The 18,639-nt window shown below is 59.2% G+C and carries 17 protein-coding genes; 13 read left to right on the forward strand and 4 right to left on the reverse strand.

What is annotated here, in order from left to right; genetic code table 11:
* Window positions 1-2,447 (reverse strand): ATP-dependent DNA helicase (locus PHV01_RS03910; RefSeq protein ID WP_337289834.1); only part of this gene is annotated, 2,447 nt, incomplete at its 3' end.
* Between the two features lie 249 nt (window positions 2,448-2,696).
* A complete protein-coding gene (locus PHV01_RS03915; protein WP_337289835.1) occupies window positions 2,697-3,899 on the reverse strand; it encodes an ATP-binding protein in 1,203 nt (400 codons plus the stop codon).
* 275 nt (window positions 3,900-4,174) lie between these two features.
* On the opposite strand from PHV01_RS03915, the gene PHV01_RS03920 reads away from it, so the two are divergent.
* The 11 genes from PHV01_RS03920 (at window position 4,175) to def (ending at window position 14,544) form a co-directional block, all read left to right on the forward strand.
* The gene (locus PHV01_RS03920) at window positions 4,175-4,924 is read left to right on the forward strand and encodes a hypothetical protein (RefSeq protein WP_337289836.1); all 750 of its coding nucleotides are present in this window, start codon (window positions 4,175-4,177) and stop codon (window positions 4,922-4,924) included.
* 118 nt (window positions 4,925-5,042) lie between these two features.
* A complete protein-coding gene (locus PHV01_RS03925; protein ID WP_337289837.1) occupies window positions 5,043-5,540 on the forward strand; it encodes a hypothetical protein in 498 nt (165 codons plus the stop codon).
* 231 nt (window positions 5,541-5,771) lie between these two features.
* Complete coding sequence (locus PHV01_RS03930) at window positions 5,772-5,969, forward strand: type II toxin-antitoxin system HicA family toxin (protein WP_337289838.1); 198 nt, start codon at window positions 5,772-5,774, stop codon at window positions 5,967-5,969.
* The gene (locus PHV01_RS03935) at window positions 5,966-6,205 is read left to right on the forward strand and encodes a hypothetical protein (RefSeq protein ID WP_337289839.1); all 240 of its coding nucleotides are present in this window, start codon (window positions 5,966-5,968) and stop codon (window positions 6,203-6,205) included. Before PHV01_RS03930 ends, PHV01_RS03935 begins: the two co-directional genes overlap by 4 nt.
* Window positions 6,206-6,454: 249 nt before the next feature.
* A complete protein-coding gene (glgB, locus tag PHV01_RS03940; RefSeq protein ID WP_337289840.1) occupies window positions 6,455-8,683 on the forward strand; it encodes a 1,4-alpha-glucan branching protein GlgB in 2,229 nt (742 codons plus the stop codon).
* Window positions 8,680-10,803 carry an alpha-amylase/4-alpha-glucanotransferase domain-containing protein gene (locus tag PHV01_RS03945; protein ID WP_337289841.1) on the forward strand — a complete coding sequence of 708 codons (2,124 nt, stop codon included), beginning with the start codon at window positions 8,680-8,682 and terminating at the stop codon, window positions 10,801-10,803. The genes glgB and PHV01_RS03945 overlap by 4 nt, the downstream gene beginning before the upstream one ends.
* Window positions 10,800-11,672: a mechanosensitive ion channel family protein gene (locus PHV01_RS03950; protein ID WP_337289842.1), complete on the forward strand. Its 873-nt coding sequence runs from the start codon at window positions 10,800-10,802 to the stop codon at window positions 11,670-11,672. Before PHV01_RS03945 ends, PHV01_RS03950 begins: the two co-directional genes overlap by 4 nt.
* A 103-nt stretch (window positions 11,673-11,775) precedes the next feature.
* On the forward strand, window positions 11,776-12,393 hold the full coding sequence (locus PHV01_RS03955) for a tetratricopeptide repeat protein (protein ID WP_337289843.1): 618 nt from the start codon (window positions 11,776-11,778) through the stop codon (window positions 12,391-12,393).
* Between the two features lie 333 nt (window positions 12,394-12,726).
* A complete protein-coding gene (locus tag PHV01_RS03960) occupies window positions 12,727-13,218 on the forward strand; it encodes a hypothetical protein (RefSeq protein WP_337289844.1) in 492 nt (163 codons plus the stop codon).
* 237 nt (window positions 13,219-13,455) lie between these two features.
* Entirely contained in the window at window positions 13,456-13,998 is a 543-nt protein-coding gene (locus PHV01_RS03965) for a cob(I)yrinic acid a,c-diamide adenosyltransferase (RefSeq protein ID WP_337289845.1), read from the forward strand.
* Window positions 13,999-14,013: 15 nt separating this feature from the next.
* A complete protein-coding gene (def, locus tag PHV01_RS03970; RefSeq protein ID WP_337289846.1) occupies window positions 14,014-14,544 on the forward strand; it encodes a peptide deformylase in 531 nt (176 codons plus the stop codon).
* On the opposite strand, the gene PHV01_RS03975 is transcribed toward def, so the two are convergent.
* Together PHV01_RS03975 and PHV01_RS03980 are read right to left on the reverse strand one after the other, a co-directional pair.
* The gene (locus PHV01_RS03975) at window positions 14,541-14,954 is read right to left on the reverse strand and encodes a (deoxy)nucleoside triphosphate pyrophosphohydrolase (RefSeq protein ID WP_337289847.1); all 414 of its coding nucleotides are present in this window, start codon (window positions 14,952-14,954) and stop codon (window positions 14,541-14,543) included. The two genes, def and PHV01_RS03975, sit on opposite strands and share 4 nt — an antisense overlap.
* Window positions 14,924-15,664, reverse strand: a complete 741-nt coding sequence (locus tag PHV01_RS03980) for an A/G-specific adenine glycosylase (protein ID WP_337289848.1) — start codon at window positions 15,662-15,664, stop codon at window positions 14,924-14,926. Before PHV01_RS03980 ends, PHV01_RS03975 begins: the two co-directional genes overlap by 31 nt.
* Window positions 15,665-15,754: 90 nt before the next feature.
* Between PHV01_RS03980 and tldD the strand changes: the two genes are divergently transcribed.
* A complete protein-coding gene (gene tldD, locus PHV01_RS03985; RefSeq protein WP_337289849.1) occupies window positions 15,755-17,224 on the forward strand; it encodes a metalloprotease TldD in 1,470 nt (489 codons plus the stop codon).
* A complete protein-coding gene (locus PHV01_RS03990; RefSeq protein ID WP_337289850.1) occupies window positions 17,224-18,567 on the forward strand; it encodes a TldD/PmbA family protein in 1,344 nt (447 codons plus the stop codon). Before tldD ends, PHV01_RS03990 begins: the two co-directional genes overlap by 1 nt.
* Window positions 18,568-18,639: the final 72 nt, after the last annotated feature.

Raw genomic sequence — 18,639 nt, forward strand, 5'->3', positions numbered from 1 at the left:
CCCTCATTAACCCAGTGGGCTTCAAACGATTCGATCAGATCTTCAAGCGACATTATCTGCCCGGCAAGGCGTTGAGTATTATACGCCTGAACGGCCCGATGCAGCGCGGCGCCATAGATGATCGTATGCTCCCTGAGCACAGGTACCCGCAGGATATGGACGTACTTGTACTTCAACGGGCAGGTCAGATAGTCGTCGATCTGATAGTGGGAGAGGCTGAGCGGGGTGTCGGCCCGGATCGCAAGATCAATGACGACTTGGGGCGGCGGCGCGTATCGACCGATGACCGCCTCTGCCGTCCCGCGCCAGGGCTGCTCCTCTTCTTCTTTCGGCAGCGCCAGCGCCTCAGCCAGGAACCGGCTGCGCTTCCACTCCCGCTTTGTTCCGTAATCCTTCGCCCGCGTGAGGAACAGGTACCTCTTGGCCCGAGTCATGCCGACATAAAATAGGCGTCGCTCCTCCTGCTGGTGAAAGTCGCCGGACGGCAACGTCTCTTTGATCAGCTCATCGGGAAGTGGGATCGCCTCTCGCCGATCGATCGAGGGGAACCGCTTCTCGACCAGGCCCACGAGAAAGACTGCTTCGAATTCGAGACCCTTGGCCTTGTGCAGCGTCAGAACGGCTACTCCTTCCTCTGCTGCCTCGCCCTCCGCGACGGGCGGGTTCTCGCCTGCCTCGATCAGCATCGTCAGATACGGGACAAAGCCGACCACGCGGTCCTGGGGCGCCACCTCGCCGAATCGCTGAACCAGGCCAAAGAATGCGGCGAGGTTGCTGACCCGCTGATGATCGCGTGAGGAATTCGAATGCAGCAGTCGCTTGCCGTAGCCAGGCTGTTCCATCAGGAACTCATACAGGATACGTCCCGTTACCTCCCGAGCCGCTTTGTCCAGATAACGATGCAGGTCGCTCAGGAGGGCCGTGGCAGCAGCGATCCCTTCAGTCGAGACCCCGGAAAGCTCCGGTACGGCATCCGGCCGCCTCGTCAGATCGAGCAACACCTCATAGAGACTGCGATGCTTCCGGCGCGCGTGGGCGTTGCAGAGGGTCAGGTCGGCAGCCGGCATCCCGTAGATATCGGAACCAGCCAAATGAAAGAGACTCAGGGAGTCGTATGGGTCGGCAAGGAGGCGAAGGAACGAGATCACCAGACGTATCTCATCCCTGTCGTACAGACCCTTCGCCCCGCTGAAGCTCCAGGGGATTCCCTTCATGTTCAGCGCCCGGAGCAATGGGTCGGCATCGCTGTTTCGCCGAACCAGAATGGCGATATCGCTCAGCGCGCACGCCTTCGCCTCGATCAGCTCCTCGATCTTTCCGGCTGCCCAGTCGGCCTCTTCCTGATAGGTCTGAAAGACCACGCTCTCAACGGCCGGGCCGTCACCATTGCAAGACTTCAGGCGCTTGTCGACGCCTTCCTGGTATTCCAGGCGGTCAGGGTTGTTGTGCTGGATCAGACGGTACGCGGCATCAAGGACGCTCGGCGTCGAGCGATAGTTCTCCGCCAGGACGACCGTCTCCGTCTCAGGGAACTCCCGGCGGAAGCTGAGGATGTTACTGATCGAGGCGCCTCGAAATTTGAAGATCGACTGGTCGTCATCCCCCACCACCGTCACATTCCGATGGGAGGCCGTCAGCAGCTTCACAATCTGAAACTGGGCGTAGTTGGTATCCTGGAACTCATCGACCAGGATATACCGGAACCGCTCCTGTAACCGTTGCAGCACCAGCGGATGTTCCCGAAGTAAGTTGAGTGTCTGCGTCATCAGGTCGCCGAAATCCAACTTCCCTTCCCGCGCCATCAGCTCCTGGTAGTGCCGGTAGGTCCTGGCGATCTCCGCCTCGCGCTTCGCCTGCTCCGCCAGCGCCTTATCATCGGAAGAGGCCGCTGCTCGACCTGCCAGCTCTTCCGCATAACTCGCATACTGCTCGGGGCCGACATCCTCGTCCTTGGCTCGACTGAACAGTTGGAGCAGCGCCTGCACATGCCGCAGCGGACTGCCGAGCGGCCGGAAATAGTCCAGTGGAAGCTCGAACAGATGCTCCTGAACGAAGATGACCTGCTCCGGCACCGTAAGCAGGCGGAAGTCCGGACTCAAGCCCAACACCAGGGCATGCTCCCGAAGCACGCGGTCTCCAAAGGCATGGAAGGTGGAGATCCAGGTATCGGTGAACCCGTATGGGACCAGCAGGTCCACACGCCGCTCCATCTCCGCCGCCGCTTTCTCAGTGAAGGTCAGCGCCAGCACCTGCTCCGGCCTGGCTCGCCTGCTGTTGATCAGGTGGGCGATCCGGTGAGCGATCACCGTGGTCTTCCCCGTCCCGGCGCCCGCAATGATGAGCAAAGGGCCATCGCCGTGGATGACCGCCGCCTGCTGCGCCGCATTCAGGCCCCCCTGGACCTTTTCGCCGGCACGGAATGAAACGACCGGGTCTTGTTCCAACATCGATTCTCAGCCCCCTCTGAACGACTCGTATAACCAATAATATCGTATTATCATAACATGCTCACTCCTGGCCGACCACAGTCACACTTTGCCCAAATGGCTCACAGAAGAACAGATGACGAACCCCACCCCGCTCCCAGGGCCTGACCCTAGCCGCTGTAGTTCGCTCGGGAGGCTATGCCTTTTCCATTACAGGTGTTACCAACGGGAGCCCAGCCCGCAGGCATCGGGAGGGACCTGCACGATGGGCTATGTTAAGCGGGTCGTTGTGTCCCGTCCCTTAGTCGACTTGCCCCTATGCGGGAACAGGGCATCCATGTCGCCCGTAGCCAGGGCCGCGAGCGGTACCACATCCACCCGTTCGGCCAGCGCATACCGTCTTGTACCAGGATATAGAACGGTGAGGTGGTCGAGTTGCAGATCGTGAAGCGCAATGCGCATGGACGGCGTCAGGGTGGGCGCATCGGCTCGCTTCACCTCCACGCCAAGCCGCCGCCTGTTCTTGAACAGGAGAAGATCCAGTTCGGCGCCGGTATGTGTCGCCCAGAAGTACGCCTCGTCCGGCTGCACAGCCTTGAGTGTTTCTTCGATGGCATACCCTTCCCACGATGCACCGCACTTGGGGTGCGCTAATAGGTCCCTTTCCGTCTTGATGCCGAGAAGCTGGTGCAGCAGGCCGCTATCCCGTAGATAGACCTTCGGCGCCTTGACCTGGCGCTTCTTGAGGTTTGCATGCCAGGGGTGCAGTTGCCTCACCATGAACAGCCCCGTCAGCAGATCGAGATAGCGTCTGACGGTCGGTTCGCTGACCCCAAGCGATCTGGCCGGCTCGGCCGCATTCCAGCGCTGACCGTGGTAATGCGCGAGCATGGTCCAACACCGCCATAACGCGGGCGCGGGGATGGTCACGCCAAGCTGCGGGAGATCCCGCTCAAGAAACGTCTGGATGAATTGACGTCGCCAAGCCAAACTGTCCGCGTGCGAACGGGCGAGATACGAGCGCGGGAAGCCGCCACGCTGCCAATGACGTGTCAGCGCGTTGACCCCGACCTCGGCGAGACTGAAGCCTGAAAGCGGGACCGTCTCGAGCCTCCCCGCAAGCGATTCTGAAGATTGACGAAGCAGCACGGGTGAGGCGCTGCCGAGAATAAGAAATCTGACGGGCAGCGGCCTCCGGTCGGCCAGCACCCGCAGGACCGGAAAGAGATCCGGCCGACGCTGCACCTCGTCAATCACCACCACCCCGCGCAGATCTGCCAGCGCGGTGATCGGCTCAGCCAGACGCGCAAGGCTTGCCGGGTCTTCGAGGTCGAAATAGTTGAGCGAATCCGAAGGAACGATCTGCCGGGCAAGCGTGGTCTTCCCGCACTGGCGCGGCCCGATAAGCGAGACCACGCGGCTGCGCGACAGGGCGCGCCGGACCTGCGAGAGGATGTGAGACCGTTGGACCATAGAAGAACTATACCATGAAAATCAAATACCAGGTATTCCTTTTTCATGGTATACCAGACGGCTTACGCAGGCCGATTGCCCGCGGCTTACCGCGGGGTAGTTCACTGTCGGAAGCCTTGGTAGGCTGACACAGGTGCAGCGTTTGCCGTCGTCCGCCTTCAGACAAATGTCTTGTTAAGTACCAGAAAAGGCTATAGAGTTTTGGCCAGCTTCAAGAATGGCTGGTCGAGAGACTGATCAGCTTACATAATTAGGCGGGTCTCTGGAAGGGATATATGGTTCAGAACAGAATGGTCGCCGTTTGCGACATCCTCGGTTTTTCCGACATGGTCAATACCCATCCCCTACAAGAGGTAATCGACAATTCTCTGGGTTACCTGAGTAAGGCCATCTACCATTCTATGAAGCAGGAAGAGTTTCCTAATTCTGCTCCTATATTGGATCAGTTTCAGAACCAGCGGCAAATCGGCTTTGCTTGGTTTTCCGATACTGTACTCTTGTACGCGTTTGACGACGAGGACCACACAAACGAAAATCTAGTGGAGACAGCTGCTTGGCTCTTGTTCGAGACGATGGTTTGGGACTGGTCCAGGTTACGAGTAGGTGTGGCATACGGAGAGTTTCTCGCCGACGAGAAAGCCGGAATATACGTCGGCAAGGCAATGATCGATGCTTATCGACTGCAGTGCAACCAGGATTGGTCGGGTGGAGCACTCACCCCTTCGGCTGCCAATCGCCTGGGTGTCTCGCACCTCTCACCGGAGCAGACTCTTCATTTTCTCGTCAATTACCCGGTTCCGCTGAAATCAGAACCTATTTCGCCGCTATCCGTAGCCGTTGACTGGACATTTGGACTGCACGACTTTCTTCCAATGCCGTGGTCTTCCCAATCGCCTGAACCGTCCGCAGGGGAGCTGCAACGACAACCTTCGGTGGTACGTAAATGGCGAAACACGAAAAAGTTTCACGAGACAGTATGTAAGAGCTGCCATCGTGAAGGAATGCGGTCTGAGAATGCCAAATGATCCTGATTATCCCGGCGTTTTAGTCACCCTCGTAGGCATAGATATCGGCCCTTGGCTGGGGAGCGGAGCGTCACCAGTGACAACACTGACTCGTTGAGTAATGACAGGAATCGAAGATATGCGGCATGAGGTCGTGATCCCGAAGGGTCTAGACGAAAAGAGAATACGTGAATGGGCTGAACAGCAGAACTTCGCCGGTGTTCCTTTGGGGCTCATTTGTGAACTCCTTCTCGGGCTCGATCCGGAGATCTACACGACGAACGAGCGAATAAGTGCTAGTCGAGCAGAGGGAAGTCTTTTCGGCGCAATGGTCGAGAGGAATATTCTCGGGAAACAGCTGGAAGCGCGAAAGCTGACGCCCGAAGCGATCAGGATGTACGAGCAGAACGTGTCCGATTGGTTCATCGGTGACTTTCCTTACCGCCGGTTGCGCGTGATCTACGCAAGAGGAGGACGTCAGGATCTTGCGCTCAGGGTATATCAGTCCCGAGCAGAGAGTCTGAGAACCTTCTCGGCCATGGGGAAATCGGGGCAGTGGGAACGAGCCATATCAGAGGCAGAAGCGTGGATAGCCAAGCTGGCAGTCGCAGGAGAACGACGCCAAGATCACCTCTAAGCGCAAGCCGGCAGTTTCAAGAGCGTGACCCGGGGGCAATTGCTGGCCGCTCATCGGATCGGAACAGACCAACGATACAGCCAACCCCAACGGCACAGCAGGTGCCACGGGGCATGCCTAACATTCGTTCCAGCGGACCCGCCCTCGCGCTTCTTGCACTGATCGACTGGTGATGTGGCCGGCGGGCCGCTGAACTTCGCGTTATGCGACGTAACAGTACGGGGTGAACTGGTGCCGCCGAAAGTCAGAGAACTCATTGCCGACCTTGAGCGCTCGGGGTTCGTCAATCGAGGCGGGCAAGGGAGTCACAGAAACTTTGTTCACCCGAAGGTTGCTAAACCGATTACAATATCCGGGGCGCCTGGTGACGACGCGAAGCACTATCAAGTCCGCGCCGTGCGGCGGGCCACAGAGGAGTCAAAGTCATGAAGGAAAGCGCACGATACGCGAAAATCGTTGAGTGGTCGGAGGAGGATCAGTGCTTCGTCGGAAGTTCACCTGGGCTCATCTACGGTGGATGCCACGGTTCGGATGAAAAGGCAGTCTTCGAGGAGCTGTGCCAAGTGGTCGAGGAAGCGATTGCGCTCTATCACAAGGATGGCAAGCCTCTTCCTCCGCAGACGTCGGGCCGCGACTTCGCGAACAAGATGCAAAACGTCGCATAACCCTATCGTCACTGCTTTTACTCTCACGTCTGCGGCAAGCGAATAAGAGCGAGACGCACAACAATTGAGAATGCCCCGGCAGGCGCCTGTCCGCTTTCCTCGTCAGCCCTCCTCATGTCATGCATCTAACGCTTCCTTGCGTTTATCGTTCACCCTTGCTTGCTTGGGACAGGAACAGCGATTGAAATGAAGGCAAGGATGATGTTATCTTTGGGACCATGTTGCGCAAAATGACAGGAGATTACATAAATGCCTTCCACTCTTGCCGCTGAGGTGATCGAGGCGATCGTCCGGGGTGCGCACGGTGATCCGTTCGCTGTGCTGGGCCCGCATGAGATGCACGCCGCCCCGGAGCCATGCGTCGTCGTGCGCGCCTTTCTCCCTGATGCCCTGGAGGCGACGTTCGTCCATCCTGATGGCGTGAGCGAGGACCAACCCATGGAGCTGGTACACCCAGATGGTCTCTTCGAGATCGTCGTTCCGACGCGGGACGTCCTCTTTCCCTATCGGCTGCGTGTCATGGATCGGCAGGGACAGGGATGCGAGATCGAGGACCCGTACCGTTTTCCCCCGACCTTGAGTGACTATGATCTGTACCTGATGGGTGAGGGTAGCCATCTCAGAAACTATGAAAAGTTAGGGGCCCACCTGATGACCCTCAATGGCGTGTCCGGAGTCGGTTTTGCGGTCTGGGCTCCCAATGCCAAAAGAGTCAGCGTCGTCGGAGACTTCAATAAATGGGACGGCCGTCGCCATCCGATGCGAAACCATCCCGGCAACGGCATATGGGATCTCTTTATCCCGGGGCTCACAGAGGGCGCGCTGTACAAATTCGAGATCAAGTCGCAATCCGGCGAGCCGCTCGCCCTTAAAGCCGACCCGTTCGCCTTCGCCTTTGAGCCGCCACCTCGAACCGCTTCGCGCGTGTTCAGCATCGATGCCTACCAGTGGGGAGATACGTCGTGGATGGAAGCGCGAGCGCATCAGAATTGGCTTGAGCGACCGGTTGCGATCTACGAGGTGCATCCGGGCTCCTGGATGCGGTCGCCTGAGGAAGGGCATAGTTGTCTGACATACCGGGAGTTGGCCCACCGGCTTGCCGATTATGCGACCGAGATGGGGTACACGCACGTCGAACTACTCCCGATCACGGAGCACCCGTTTTACGGCTCGTGGGGGTATCAAACTATCGGCTACTTCGCGCCCACCTGCCGGTATGGCACGCCGACCGACTTCATGTACTTCGTGGATTACCTGCACCAGCGCGGGATCGGCGTGATCCTTGACTGGGTCCCATCCCATTTCCCCCGCGACCCGCACGGGTTGGTCTACTTCGACGGAACCTACCTCTATGAGCATGAAGACCCCCGTAAGGGCGAACATCGCGAGTGGGGTACGCTCACCTTCAATTACGGCCGAAAGGAAGTGGACAACTTCCTGCTTGGCGATGCACTCTTCTGGCTTGAACGGTATCACCTGGATGGGCTGCGGGTGGACGCGGTCGCCTCGATGCTCTACCTGGACTATTCCCGGAAATCCGGGGAGTGGATCCCTAACATCTATGGCGGCAACGAGAATCTGGAGGCGGTCGCCTTCCTCAGACGCTTTAACGAGCTGGTCTACGAGCACCATCCCGGCGTGATGACCATTGCCGAAGAGTCCACTGCGTGGCCCCAGGTCTCGCGCCCAACCTACGTGGGCGGGCTTGGCTTTGGGTTGAAGTGGAACATGGGGTGGATGCATGATATGCTCGAGTACCTGGCGCTCGACCCAATCTATCGAAGCCATCACCACAATAACCTGACCTTCGGTCTACTCTACGCCTTCAGCGAGAACTTCGTCCTGCCCCTTTCGCACGATGAGATGGTGCATGGCAAAGGCTCACTGCTCGGAAAGATGTCGGGCGATGACTGGCAGAAGTTCGCCAACCTGCGCTGCTTCTATGTCTTCATGTATGGGCATCCGGGGAAGAAGCTTCTGTTCATGGGAGGAGAGTTCGGCCAGTGGCGCGAGTGGGATCACGACCGGAGTCTGGACTGGCACCTGCTCACGGAAGGCCCTTACCATCAAGGGCTACAGAGGTTGGTGCGGGATCTGAACCAGCTTTATCAACGGCTGCCGGCTCTGTACGAGGTCGATTGCGATCCGCACGGATTCGAGTGGATCGACTGCCATGACTGGCAGGGAAGCATCGTCTCGTTCTTGCGCCGGGCGAAGGACTCAGATGACTTTGTGGTCGTGATTTGCAACTTTACCCCCGTCCCCAGACACGACTATCGGATCGGCGTGCCGACCGGGGGCTACTATGCGGAACTGCTGAACTCAGACGGTGCGATCTACGGTGGCAGCAATCTCGGGAATGGTGGGGGCGTTGAGGCAGAGCCGATCCCGGAGCATGGACGACCATTCTCACTGCTCCTTACCCTTCCTCCGTTAGCCGGGTTGATCCTCAAGCCCGCTACAGGTGTTGCGCTATGACAGACCAACCCGGTCAGGATAAGCTCCGTTTTCTGTTTGTCCTGCACAACCATCAACCTCTGGGCAATTTTGATGAGGTGATCCAGGCACTGACGGACAGAGCCTACCGACCCCTCCTTGAGGCCATCCACGCCAGACCGGCGCTCAAGTTTACGCTGCACGTGAGTGGCCCGCTTCTGCTGTGGCTGGAGCGCCGAGCCTCGGATTACCTTGACCTCATTGGCGAATTGGTCCAGCACGGCCGACTGGAGCTCCTGACTGGAGGACTATACGAGCCGATCCTGGCAGCCATTCCGCACGAGGATCGAGTCGCCCAGATCACGCTGATGAGCGAGCGCATGTGGTCCCGGTTCGGGGTTCGGCCGCGCGGCTTGTGGCTGACGGAGCGGATCTGGGACAGCGCAATTATTCCGTCTCTGGTAGATGCGGGAATTACCTATGTCTTGATGGATGACCGAGCTTTTCTCACGTCAGGATTTGAGGCTGAGCGACTGCACGACTACTACCTCACCGAAGCGGAGGGCGAGTCGCTGGCCGTCTTCCCGATCGATAAGGGGCTCCGATATCTGATCCCATTCCGCCCGCCGACCGAGATCGAGACGCACCTGCGCTGGATCGCGCGGACGGGCGGGCAGCTGGCCATTGCTGCCGACGATGGCGAGAAGTTCGGCGGCTGGCCTGGGACAGCGCAGTGGGTCTACAGGGACGGGTGGCTGAAGGGGTTCCTGGACCTGCTCGAAGGCGCGGGCGATTGGCTCGTGTCGCAGACGGTGAGCGAGGCGCTGGACGGTGTTCGCCCCGCTGGACTCTGTTACCTTCCTACCTGCTCATATATCGAGATGGAGGAATGGTCTCTGGGACCGGATGGGGGGCGTCGGTTTGAAGAGCTCAAGGGCCGTCTCGGCCCCGATGCCGATCGGTTCATGCCGAATCTGCGCGGAGGGCATTGGAAGCATTTCCTGGTCCGGTATCCCGAGGCGAACCGGGCCCACAAGAAGGGTCTGGCGCTTGACCGACTGTTGCCGGTAGGGCGTGGGGCCAAACAGGCCAGGCTTGAGCTCCTCGCGGCTCAGTGTAACGACAGCTACTGGCACGGGATATTTGGCGGCCTGTACCTACCTCATTTGCGACACGAGATCTGGCGACATCTGGCGCGCGCTGAGGCCTGCATTCGCCGCCGCCAGACACTCAGGGTGGAGGCAACCGATCTTGATTGCGACGGGGCGCCGGAGGTCTGGGTCCACGACAGCCGCTTCTCGGCCCAAATTCAGCCGCATCGTGGCGGTCGGCTGGTGGAGTGGACAGACTTCGCCGGAGAGGCCAACCTCCTCAATACCCTCACTCGTCGCCCGGAGGTCTATCACGATGCGATTAGGCGTGCGGCAGCGCAACCGGAAGGGCAGACGCACGAGGGAATCCCTGGGATTCACGACCTGCAGCGAGCGGCGCCGGCCGATCTTGTGAACGGGCTTTGCTACGATCAATGGGAACGCGCCGCGTTCCTCGACCACTTTTTTACTGATTGCGATCCGCTGTCTGCCTGGGTTGCTGGCCGCCTGGACGAACGGGGGGATTTCGTCGACGCCCTCTGGGGTTTTAGGCCGACATCCAGTGGCGTAGTCCTTGAACGATCGGGACGTGTTCGAACCGAGTCCGACCCTTCGACAGAGCTCAGGACAGGTCTCAGTCATCCGCTTTATCTGCGGAAGGAATATGCCTTCACGAATAATCGGAGCCTCACTGTCCTCTACCAGATGCAGAATCGGGGAAGCGATCGCATGGCCATCCGCTTCGGGGTGGAGTTGAACTTCTTCCTCCCCGGCCTCGCCTTGGGTACCTCTTTTATCACTATCGGACATCAGCGCGCTTCGCTTGCTACCCCGACTTGCACGGCCGGAGTCGAAGACTTTACCTTGTCTACTCTGGGACCAAGCCTACAGCTTCGCGTCGAACTCGACTATCCCGTCATCCTGTACAGTCACCTGGTCGCAACGATCTCGCAATCGGAGGATGGGTACGAACGAACCGTACAAGGGGTGGCTGCCATGCCCACCTGGGACCTCTGTCTCGATCCGGGTCAAGAGTGGAGAGGTCAGATGGGGGTGACGGTATCGGAATGAACGCGCGGGCCTTTGAAGAGACCTTCCATTGGCTGCGGACCGGCGGAGTCCGTCTGGCGATTATCGTGGCGGGGAGCCTGATGCTGGTTCGCCTCCTCAAGCTGGCCTCGGATCGCGTTGCCAGAGCCGTAGCGGTAGAAGGGGCTGATCAGGTCAGCGAGCGGGAAAAGCGCGCCCTGACGCTGGCCGGCATCGTCAAGACCGTCGGGACGACAGTGATCGTGATCATCGCCACGATGATGGGACTTGGAGAGATCGGGCTGGACATCACGCCCATCATCGCCGGCGCGGGTGTGGTGGGACTGGCCGTCGGCTTCGGCGCCCAGAGCCTGATCAAGGATGTCATCGCCGGCTTCTTCATCATCCTTGAGGGACAGTTCGCGGTGGGCGACGTAATCAAGACAGGTGAGATCAGCGGCCGCGTAGAGCAACTCAACCTGCGTGTGACGATCTTGCGGGATTTCAATAGTGGCGCGGTGCACTTTATCCCGAACAGCGAACTCAAGATCGTTTCGAACCTGACGAAGGAGTGGTCGCGGGTGGCCCTGGACATCGGCGTGGCCTATCATGAGGAGATTGATCGGGTGATCGGCGTACTGCAGCAGATCGGGCAGGATCTGGCAAGGGATGAGCAGATGGGGCCGCTGATCCTGGAACCGCCGGAGGTCCTCGGCATTGAGTCATTCGGCGAGTCCCAGGTCACCATCAAGGCGCTGGTCAAGACCCTGCCTCAGAGGCAATGGGAGGTAGCGCGGGAGTTTAGACGGCGGATTAAAGCAACCTTTGAGAAAGAGGGAATCGAGATGCCTTATCCCACGCGAGTGCATCTGACACGGATCGAGAGCCTTCCGCCAAAAGAACAGCTATAAGCTGACAGCTAATAGCTGAAGGTTGTTCTTAAGGTACCTTGACCGCTGTGAAGACCGGAGGTAGAATAACTGCACGGCTGTACTGGCGAGAAGGAAGACTGCCATGCAAGACGAAATAGTCCCGACAGTCCTTGAGGCGTATCGTAAGGCCATCGAGCAGGACCCCGAGAACATCGAGGCCCGGTACCAGCTTGCGCTGGAGTATCACCAGACAAGACAGGTAAAGGAAGCGATCGCTGAGATGCAACGGGTGATCATACTTGACCCCAAGCGCCTCGATGCCCATTTTCAACTCAGCCTCTGGTATTACGGGCGGTGTATGTTCCACGCCGCCATTGACGCCGCTAAAAAAGTCTTAGCTCTGGACCCTACCCACCCGTGGGCCTACTATCGAATGGCGATGTCCTACTTCCATCTGGGTAAGCTGGATCTGGCTATACAGAGTTTCGGGAAGGTGCTGGACGCAGACCCCACGCATATCATGGTGCATTACCACCTTGGCATTATCTATGAGCGGAAGCGGATGTGGCAGGATGCGATCCGGGAATTCTCACAGGTGGTGTCCGAGAATCCTGAGGCTGCCTCCTCTCACTTTCACTTGGGACTTGCCTACAAGCGGCTAGACATTCGCGACCTGGCCATCGGAGAATTCATGACGGCTCTGAGCCTCGACGGCGAAGACAACGCCTCCCTCGAACAGCTGCACACCCTCCAAGAGTAGTCTCAGCCTTCGGCCAGACCAGCCCTACGCTGAGGCAGATGCCAGCAAATCACCGTGAATTCAACGCATTGGCCAGGCGGCGCCTGAGCATCCCGTTCGTAACATCTGGCGCCCAGATCCTGGCGAAGTTTCCCGACATCGCTGTTTCACTAGATACGTTCACTACAGTGTGAGCGGTGCCTGACCATTAGGGTGGAGATGACAGACGCGGGTCATCTCAATCCCCTGTTCCGTTCACGTGTTCTGCCTGATACGTTTGACAAGTGTTACCGTGTAAGGTAACATTACTCTCAATACGATTGCTGAATTCATTGGAGAACTTGAGTCTGAGGGATGGCTATGAAGATCGTGGCGGTGGCCGGCAACAACCGCAAGAAGGTGTTTGAGGTCACAACCTTGACTGGAATGCTGGTCTTCCCCTACGTCAAACTCGATCCCCAGCCTACAGTCCAGGATCCCCTTAAACGGGTCTTTGTGGACCCGGAACTGAACCAGGAAGGGTTCACCTATATTCTCACGTCTGGGCTGGAGGGCACGGTGCACCTGGAGCAAGTCCTGGAATACAACCAGAATCCTGGCTACTTACGGCATGCGCTTCTATACAAGCTTACCATCGAAGCCCAACAGCGGGTTCAGGCCAGCCCCCTTGCAAAGCGGGAGATCATCCGTCGGCTTGGAACGTCTGCTACGCAGTTCTATCGCCTTCTGGATCAAACCAACTACCGCAAGACGATCGACCAACTGCTGTTCCTCCTTCATGTTCTGGACTGCGACGTCGATCTCATCGTGCGAGCAATCAAGGCGCGACCCGACAGAGCCGCCTAAGCCCCGGCATCTTCTCTTTCCTGGCATTCACGCCCCTTCATCCGCCATGGGTCTACATTCCCATCTTGCCTTTCCGCGTTTTCTCCCTCAGAACGGCACAGGACATCGCGTAAGAACTGTTTTGTCACGTTCGCGGCTTCGACTATAATAGTGCTGACACTGGGGATTTGGCCGAGTTGTCGGGTTACGCTATGCTAACCCGACCTACGGCTGAGCGCTGACTGCTGAAAGCTTATTATGAAAATCTATACGCGGAAGGGTGATAAAGGTGAGACCGGGCTGATCGGCGGGGTGAGGCTCTTAAAATCCGCCCTTCGAGTCGAAGCGTACGGGGAGGTGGACGAGCTGAACGCCATCCTGGGCTGGATCAGGGCCAAGTTGACGGACGAGACGATCAGGGCAGAGCTGTTGCAGATCCAGCGCGACCTCTTCGCCGTTGGCGCGCAGCTTGCCGATCCGACCGGCCATGTGGAGCAGAAGGCCGAGAAGGCTGGCCTCCACGAGGGAAGGGTTCGAGAACTGGAAGGGATTATCGATCGGTACGATACCGTGTTGAGCCCACTTCGCGCCTTTATCCTGCCAGGCGGCTCAGAGGGCGGCGCGCTGCTCCACCTGGCCAGGACTGTCTGCCGACGGGCAGAGCGGCGCATGGTCGCATTGTCCCGGGACGTGCCGCTCTCGCCGGTACTCATTACTTATATCAATCGGCTCTCCGACCTCCTCTTCACCTTGGCTAGGGCGGTCAATCGTAAGGCGGGGATCGAAGAGATTCCTTGGTAGCAACGGGGGCGTAGATTGCCGATCCTGAAGGTGGCGCGTCTGGGGCATCCGGTCTTACGGCAGGTCGCACCGCCCGTGAGACCAGAGACGATTCGGGAGGTCGAGATTCAGCGCCTCATCGATGATATGATCGAAACGATGCGGGAATACGAAGGCGTCGGGGTCGCGGCACCCCAGGTCCATGTCTCCAAGCAGATTGCCGTCATTGAGGCCGTGGGCAACCGACGCTACCCTGACGCCCCGGACATCCCACTGACTGTCCTGATCAATCTTGAGGTAACCCCGCTTGCTCCCGACCTGGAGGACGACTGGGAAGGGTGCCTTAGTCTGATCGATTTCCGTGGGCAGACACCGCGCTATCAGCAGGTGCGGGCGAAGGCGCTTGATCGGGAAGGTCGGCCGGTTGAGTTTGTCGCCACCGGATTCCATGCGCGGGTACTCCAACATGAGCGCGACCACCTGTTGGGTAAGCTGTTTATCGACCGGATGCCAAGTCTTGAAACTCTGTCCTACCTTTCAGAGTACAGCCGCTACTGGAGCCGCTAGGCGATGAGACGCTGACCTGAGGCAATCTGCTGAACCAGCGGTAGGTCGGCGGGCGGAAACGTGAAGGCGTTGATCTCGGCCGGAGTAATCCAGCGAAAGGCTTCGCACTCGAGGGGGCTGGGCTCACCGACCAGGATGGTACAGCGGTAGAAACGAAGTCGGACCTGGCGCTCAGCATCGTGGTGCTCGGCGGAGGAGACCTGCTCGTGGACCGCGATGGTCAGTCCCAGCTCTTCCATGACCTCTCTTTTCAAGCAGGCCTCGAAGCTTTCGTTGGCTTGCCGCTTGCCACCGGGAAACTCCCAGAGCCCGCCCAAATGGACGTTGCTCAAGCGCTGGGCGATGAGGATCTTCCCATCCCTGATGATAAGACCGGCCGCTACCTCGACAGTCGGCGCAACTTCAGACATGACTTATTTTCCTTATCCCATGGGTAAGAGATGCAGAGCGCCCGCATGGGACAGATCGAGCAGTTGGGCTTGCGGGCGGTACAGATGAGCGCGCCCAAGTCCATCATAGCCTGATTGAAGTCATACCCTTTGCCCTTTGGAATCAAGGTCTCCGAGAGGTCCCAGAGGCGTTTCACCGGCTTGGAGCCGTTCCCGTTCATCGAACCAAGGAAGACCCGCTGCAGCAGCCTTTTCACGTTGGTATCGAGGATCGGGGCGTCCTTGCGGAAAGCGAAGCTCATCACCGCGCCGGCGGTGTAGCGGCCAATCCCCTTGAACGCTTGAAGCTTCTCCAGGGAGGCCGGGATCTTGCCACCATGTTGCTGTACAGTCTCCTGCGCGATAGCGTGCAGGCGGACCGGCCGGATATTGTAGCCGAGCGGCCGCCAAGCGGCTTCGACGTCGTTCACCGAGGCGCTGGCAAGCACCTCGATCGAAGGGTACTTCCGGAGAAACTGCTTATACTTGGGGACGACCCGATCAACCTGGGTCTGTTGCAGCATCACCTCCGAAACCAGGATCTTGTACGGGTCAGAGGTCTTTCGCCAAGGCAGGTCGCGCCGATGGCGCGCATACCAGCGCAGCAGTCGCTGCTGGAATTTTCGTCTAATGGTGGGATCCGGGAAGTGATTATTGACGGGCGGCATCGGCCGTAGTATAAAAAGTTGCAAGGTCGATTTCAATAACATTCAGGCATGAACTATCAGCAAGCTGACGGCTGATTGCTGATCGCTGATCGCTTAAGAGAGAGTGAGGACTGGATGACGATACACCCGATGAAACCGGAGCGGTTTTTCCTGGAAAAGTTCGGATTGACGGAGCGGCACCTTGAACGGGGATTGGGAGCCGCCCTCGGCGCGCAGGTTGATGACGCCGACCTGTACTTCGAGTACCGGATCAGCGAGTCGTTGCTGCTTGAAGAGGGGATAATCAAGCAGGCGGCGAAGAACATTAACCAAGGGGTCGGCGTCAGGGCCCTCGCCCACGAGAAGACCGGATACGCCTTTTCTGATGAGATCAGTCTGGAGAACCTGGAGCTCGCCGGTTCACGGGCCAAAGAGATCGCTGAGCGGGCGGGTGTCGGCACTCCTCCCCCGGTGAAGGTCGGCGGCTCGCCTCCTCATGATCTGTACCCGGTTCGTGTCCCGCCGGTAGAGATTCCGCTGGAAAAGAAGATTGATCTGCTCCAGCAAATCGACATCATCGCCAGGCAAGCAGACCCCCGGATCGTCCAGGTGATGGCATCTTTTGCCTGCGAATCTAAGATTGTCATGATTGCGACCTCTGCCGGCGTCATGATCGGCGACATCCAGCCGCTCTCACGCCTGAGCATCACCTGCATCGCCCAAGAGGGCGAGAACAGGCAAATAGGATCCTGGGGTGGAGGCGGTCGGGCCGACTTTGAGTTCTTTCTGGAACGGGACCGCTTCGAGCACTATGCCAAGGAGGCCGTTCGCCTGGCCATTATGAACCTCAATGCAGCCGACGCCCCTGCCGGAACGATGGACGTCGTTCTCGGCCCCGGATGGCCCGGGATCTTACTGCACGAGGCGATCGGCCACGGTCTTGAAGGCGACTTCAACCGGAAGAAGACCTCGGCTTTCTCCGACCGGATCGGGCAGCGGGTGGCCTCCGAGCTAGTCACCGTGGTGGACGATGGCACGATCCCCGGACGCCGCGGCTCGCTGAATGTCGATGACGAGGGGACGCCGACCAGCCGCACCGTTCTGATCGAGCGCGGGATCCTGCGGGGGTATTTGCAGGATCGGCTGAACGCCCGCCTGATGGGTATGGAACCGACAGGCAACGGCCGACGCGAAAGTTACGCCCACCAACCGCTTCCACGCATGACCAATACCTTCATGCTGCCTGGCGACTCGACCTCGGAGGAAATCATCGGCTCCGTCAAGCATGGCCTGTACGCCGTGACCTTCGGTGGCGGCCAGGTGGACATCACCAGCGGCAAGTTCGTCTTTTCGGCCAGCGAGGCGTACATTATCGAAGACGGGAAGATCACAAAACCGGTCAAGGGCGCCACGCTGATCGGCCACGGGCCGGAGGTCCTGACCCGAGTGACCATGGTGGGTAATGACCTGAAGCTGGATGAGGGAGTCGGGACGTGCGGGAAGGACGGTCAAAGCGTTCCCGTGGGCGTCGGGCTGCCGACTATCAAGATCGAGGGGCTGACCGTGGGCGGGACCCTCGGCCTACAAAAGGGAGGGGGTGCGTAATGATCGGCCAGCAGATCGTCGAAGAAGTCCTGCAACAGGCGAAGCAAAAAGGAGCTACAGAGGCCGACCTGGTTCTGGCTGAGAACGAGTTGGTCACCACCCAGGTCAGGTTAGGGGAGACTGAAACCCTTCGGAGTGCCAAAGAGGTCCGGCTCGGATTGCGGCTGTTTTTCGACAAACGGTCGGCCACCAGTTCGACCTCGGACCTCTCTACGGAGTCGCTCGCACGATTGGTGGAGGATACTGCCGTCCTGGCCAAGGCGATTGCCCGCGATGATTGCTCCGGGCTGCCGACGGCGGAAGAATGCGCCAGAAACGTCCCGGATCTTCACCTGTATGATCCGGATGGCGAGACCCTCACTGTCAAAGACCAGCTTGATCGGGCTAAGGCGGCCGAGGCTGCAGCCCTGTCCTCTGACAGCAGGATCACGAATTCTGAGGGGGCGGAGTTTGCGAGCAACCTGTATCGGATCATCTACGGCAGCAGTCAGGGCTTTCTGGGTGAGTATCGCGGCTCGACCTTCAGCCTGGCGGTGTCGCCCATCGCCTCGTCTGAGGACGGCATGCAGCGCGATCACTGGTACTCACGCGCCCGACACCTGGGCGCCATGGAGTCGCCTGAAGCGGTCGGGAAACAGGCGGCCGAGCGTACCCTCAGGCGCCTGGGTGCGCGCAAGATCAAAACCCAGGAGGTCCCGGTAGTCTTCGACCCCGAGACCGCCACGAACCTCTTGCGTATCATCTGCGGCGCGCTCTGCGGTCCCGCCCTCTATCGCGGGGCGTCGTTCCTGGTCGGCAAGCTGGGTGAGCGGATCGCTGCCGAGACCGTCTCGGTCTATGATGACGGCACATTACCCGGCCATCTGGGCTCAAAGCCGTTCGATGGTGAGGGACTCCCGACTCGCCGGAATACCATCATGGAAGACGGCGTCCTGCGCAGCTACCTCCTCGACAGCTATTCCGCCCGCAAGCTCGGGATGAAGTCGACCGGCAATGCGAGTCGAGGCGCCGGCGATTCGCCGACTGCCTGGCCGACGAACTTTTACCTCCAGGCCGGGCCGCACGCCCCGGCTGAGATCATTCGCTCGGTGGACGCCGGGCTCTACGTCACCGAACTGATCGGCTTCGGCGTGAACCTCGTGACCGGCGACTACTCACAGGGCGCGGTGGGATTCTGGATCGAGAAGGGTGAGTTGACCTATCCGGTGCAGGAGATCACCATCGCCGGCAACCTCAAGGAGATGCTCCTGGGGATCGAGATGGTGGGCAACGACCTCAGCTTCCGCCAGAGTGTCGTCGCCCCCACCCTCAAGATCCGCCGCATGACCGTCGCCGGGCACTAGCCATACGCGTTACTTGGGGAGTCATTGCGAGGGGTACCGTCCCGAAGCAATCGCAAGAATGTGTCGACCTTT

It is taken from the genome of Candidatus Methylomirabilis sp., assembly GCF_028716865.1.
Lineage (GTDB): Bacteria > Methylomirabilota > Methylomirabilia > Methylomirabilales > Methylomirabilaceae > Methylomirabilis.

Coding starts and splice junctions, on each gene's coding strand:
- glgB (WP_337289840.1), top strand. CDS start 6,455: ATGCCTTCCACTCTTGCCGCTGAGGTGATCGAGGCGATCGTCCGGGGT.
- PHV01_RS03935 (WP_337289839.1), top strand. CDS start 5,966: ATGAAGGAAAGCGCACGATACGCGAAAATCGTTGAGTGGTCGGAGGAG.
- PHV01_RS03925 (WP_337289837.1), top strand. CDS start 5,043: ATGCGGCATGAGGTCGTGATCCCGAAGGGTCTAGACGAAAAGAGAATA.
- PHV01_RS03955 (WP_337289843.1), top strand. CDS start 11,776: ATGCAAGACGAAATAGTCCCGACAGTCCTTGAGGCGTATCGTAAGGCC.
- PHV01_RS03945 (WP_337289841.1), top strand. CDS start 8,680: ATGACAGACCAACCCGGTCAGGATAAGCTCCGTTTTCTGTTTGTCCTG.
- PHV01_RS03990 (WP_337289850.1), top strand. CDS start 17,224: ATGATCGGCCAGCAGATCGTCGAAGAAGTCCTGCAACAGGCGAAGCAA.
- PHV01_RS03975 (WP_337289847.1), bottom strand. CDS start 14,954: ATGTCTGAAGTTGCGCCGACTGTCGAGGTAGCGGCCGGTCTTATCATC.
- PHV01_RS03950 (WP_337289842.1), top strand. CDS start 10,800: ATGAACGCGCGGGCCTTTGAAGAGACCTTCCATTGGCTGCGGACCGGC.
- PHV01_RS03920 (WP_337289836.1), top strand. CDS start 4,175: ATGGTTCAGAACAGAATGGTCGCCGTTTGCGACATCCTCGGTTTTTCC.
- PHV01_RS03915 (WP_337289835.1), bottom strand. CDS start 3,899: ATGGTCCAACGGTCTCACATCCTCTCGCAGGTCCGGCGCGCCCTGTCG.
- PHV01_RS03960 (WP_337289844.1), top strand. CDS start 12,727: ATGGCTATGAAGATCGTGGCGGTGGCCGGCAACAACCGCAAGAAGGTG.
- tldD (WP_337289849.1), top strand. CDS start 15,755: ATGACGATACACCCGATGAAACCGGAGCGGTTTTTCCTGGAAAAGTTC.
- PHV01_RS03965 (WP_337289845.1), top strand. CDS start 13,456: ATGAAAATCTATACGCGGAAGGGTGATAAAGGTGAGACCGGGCTGATC.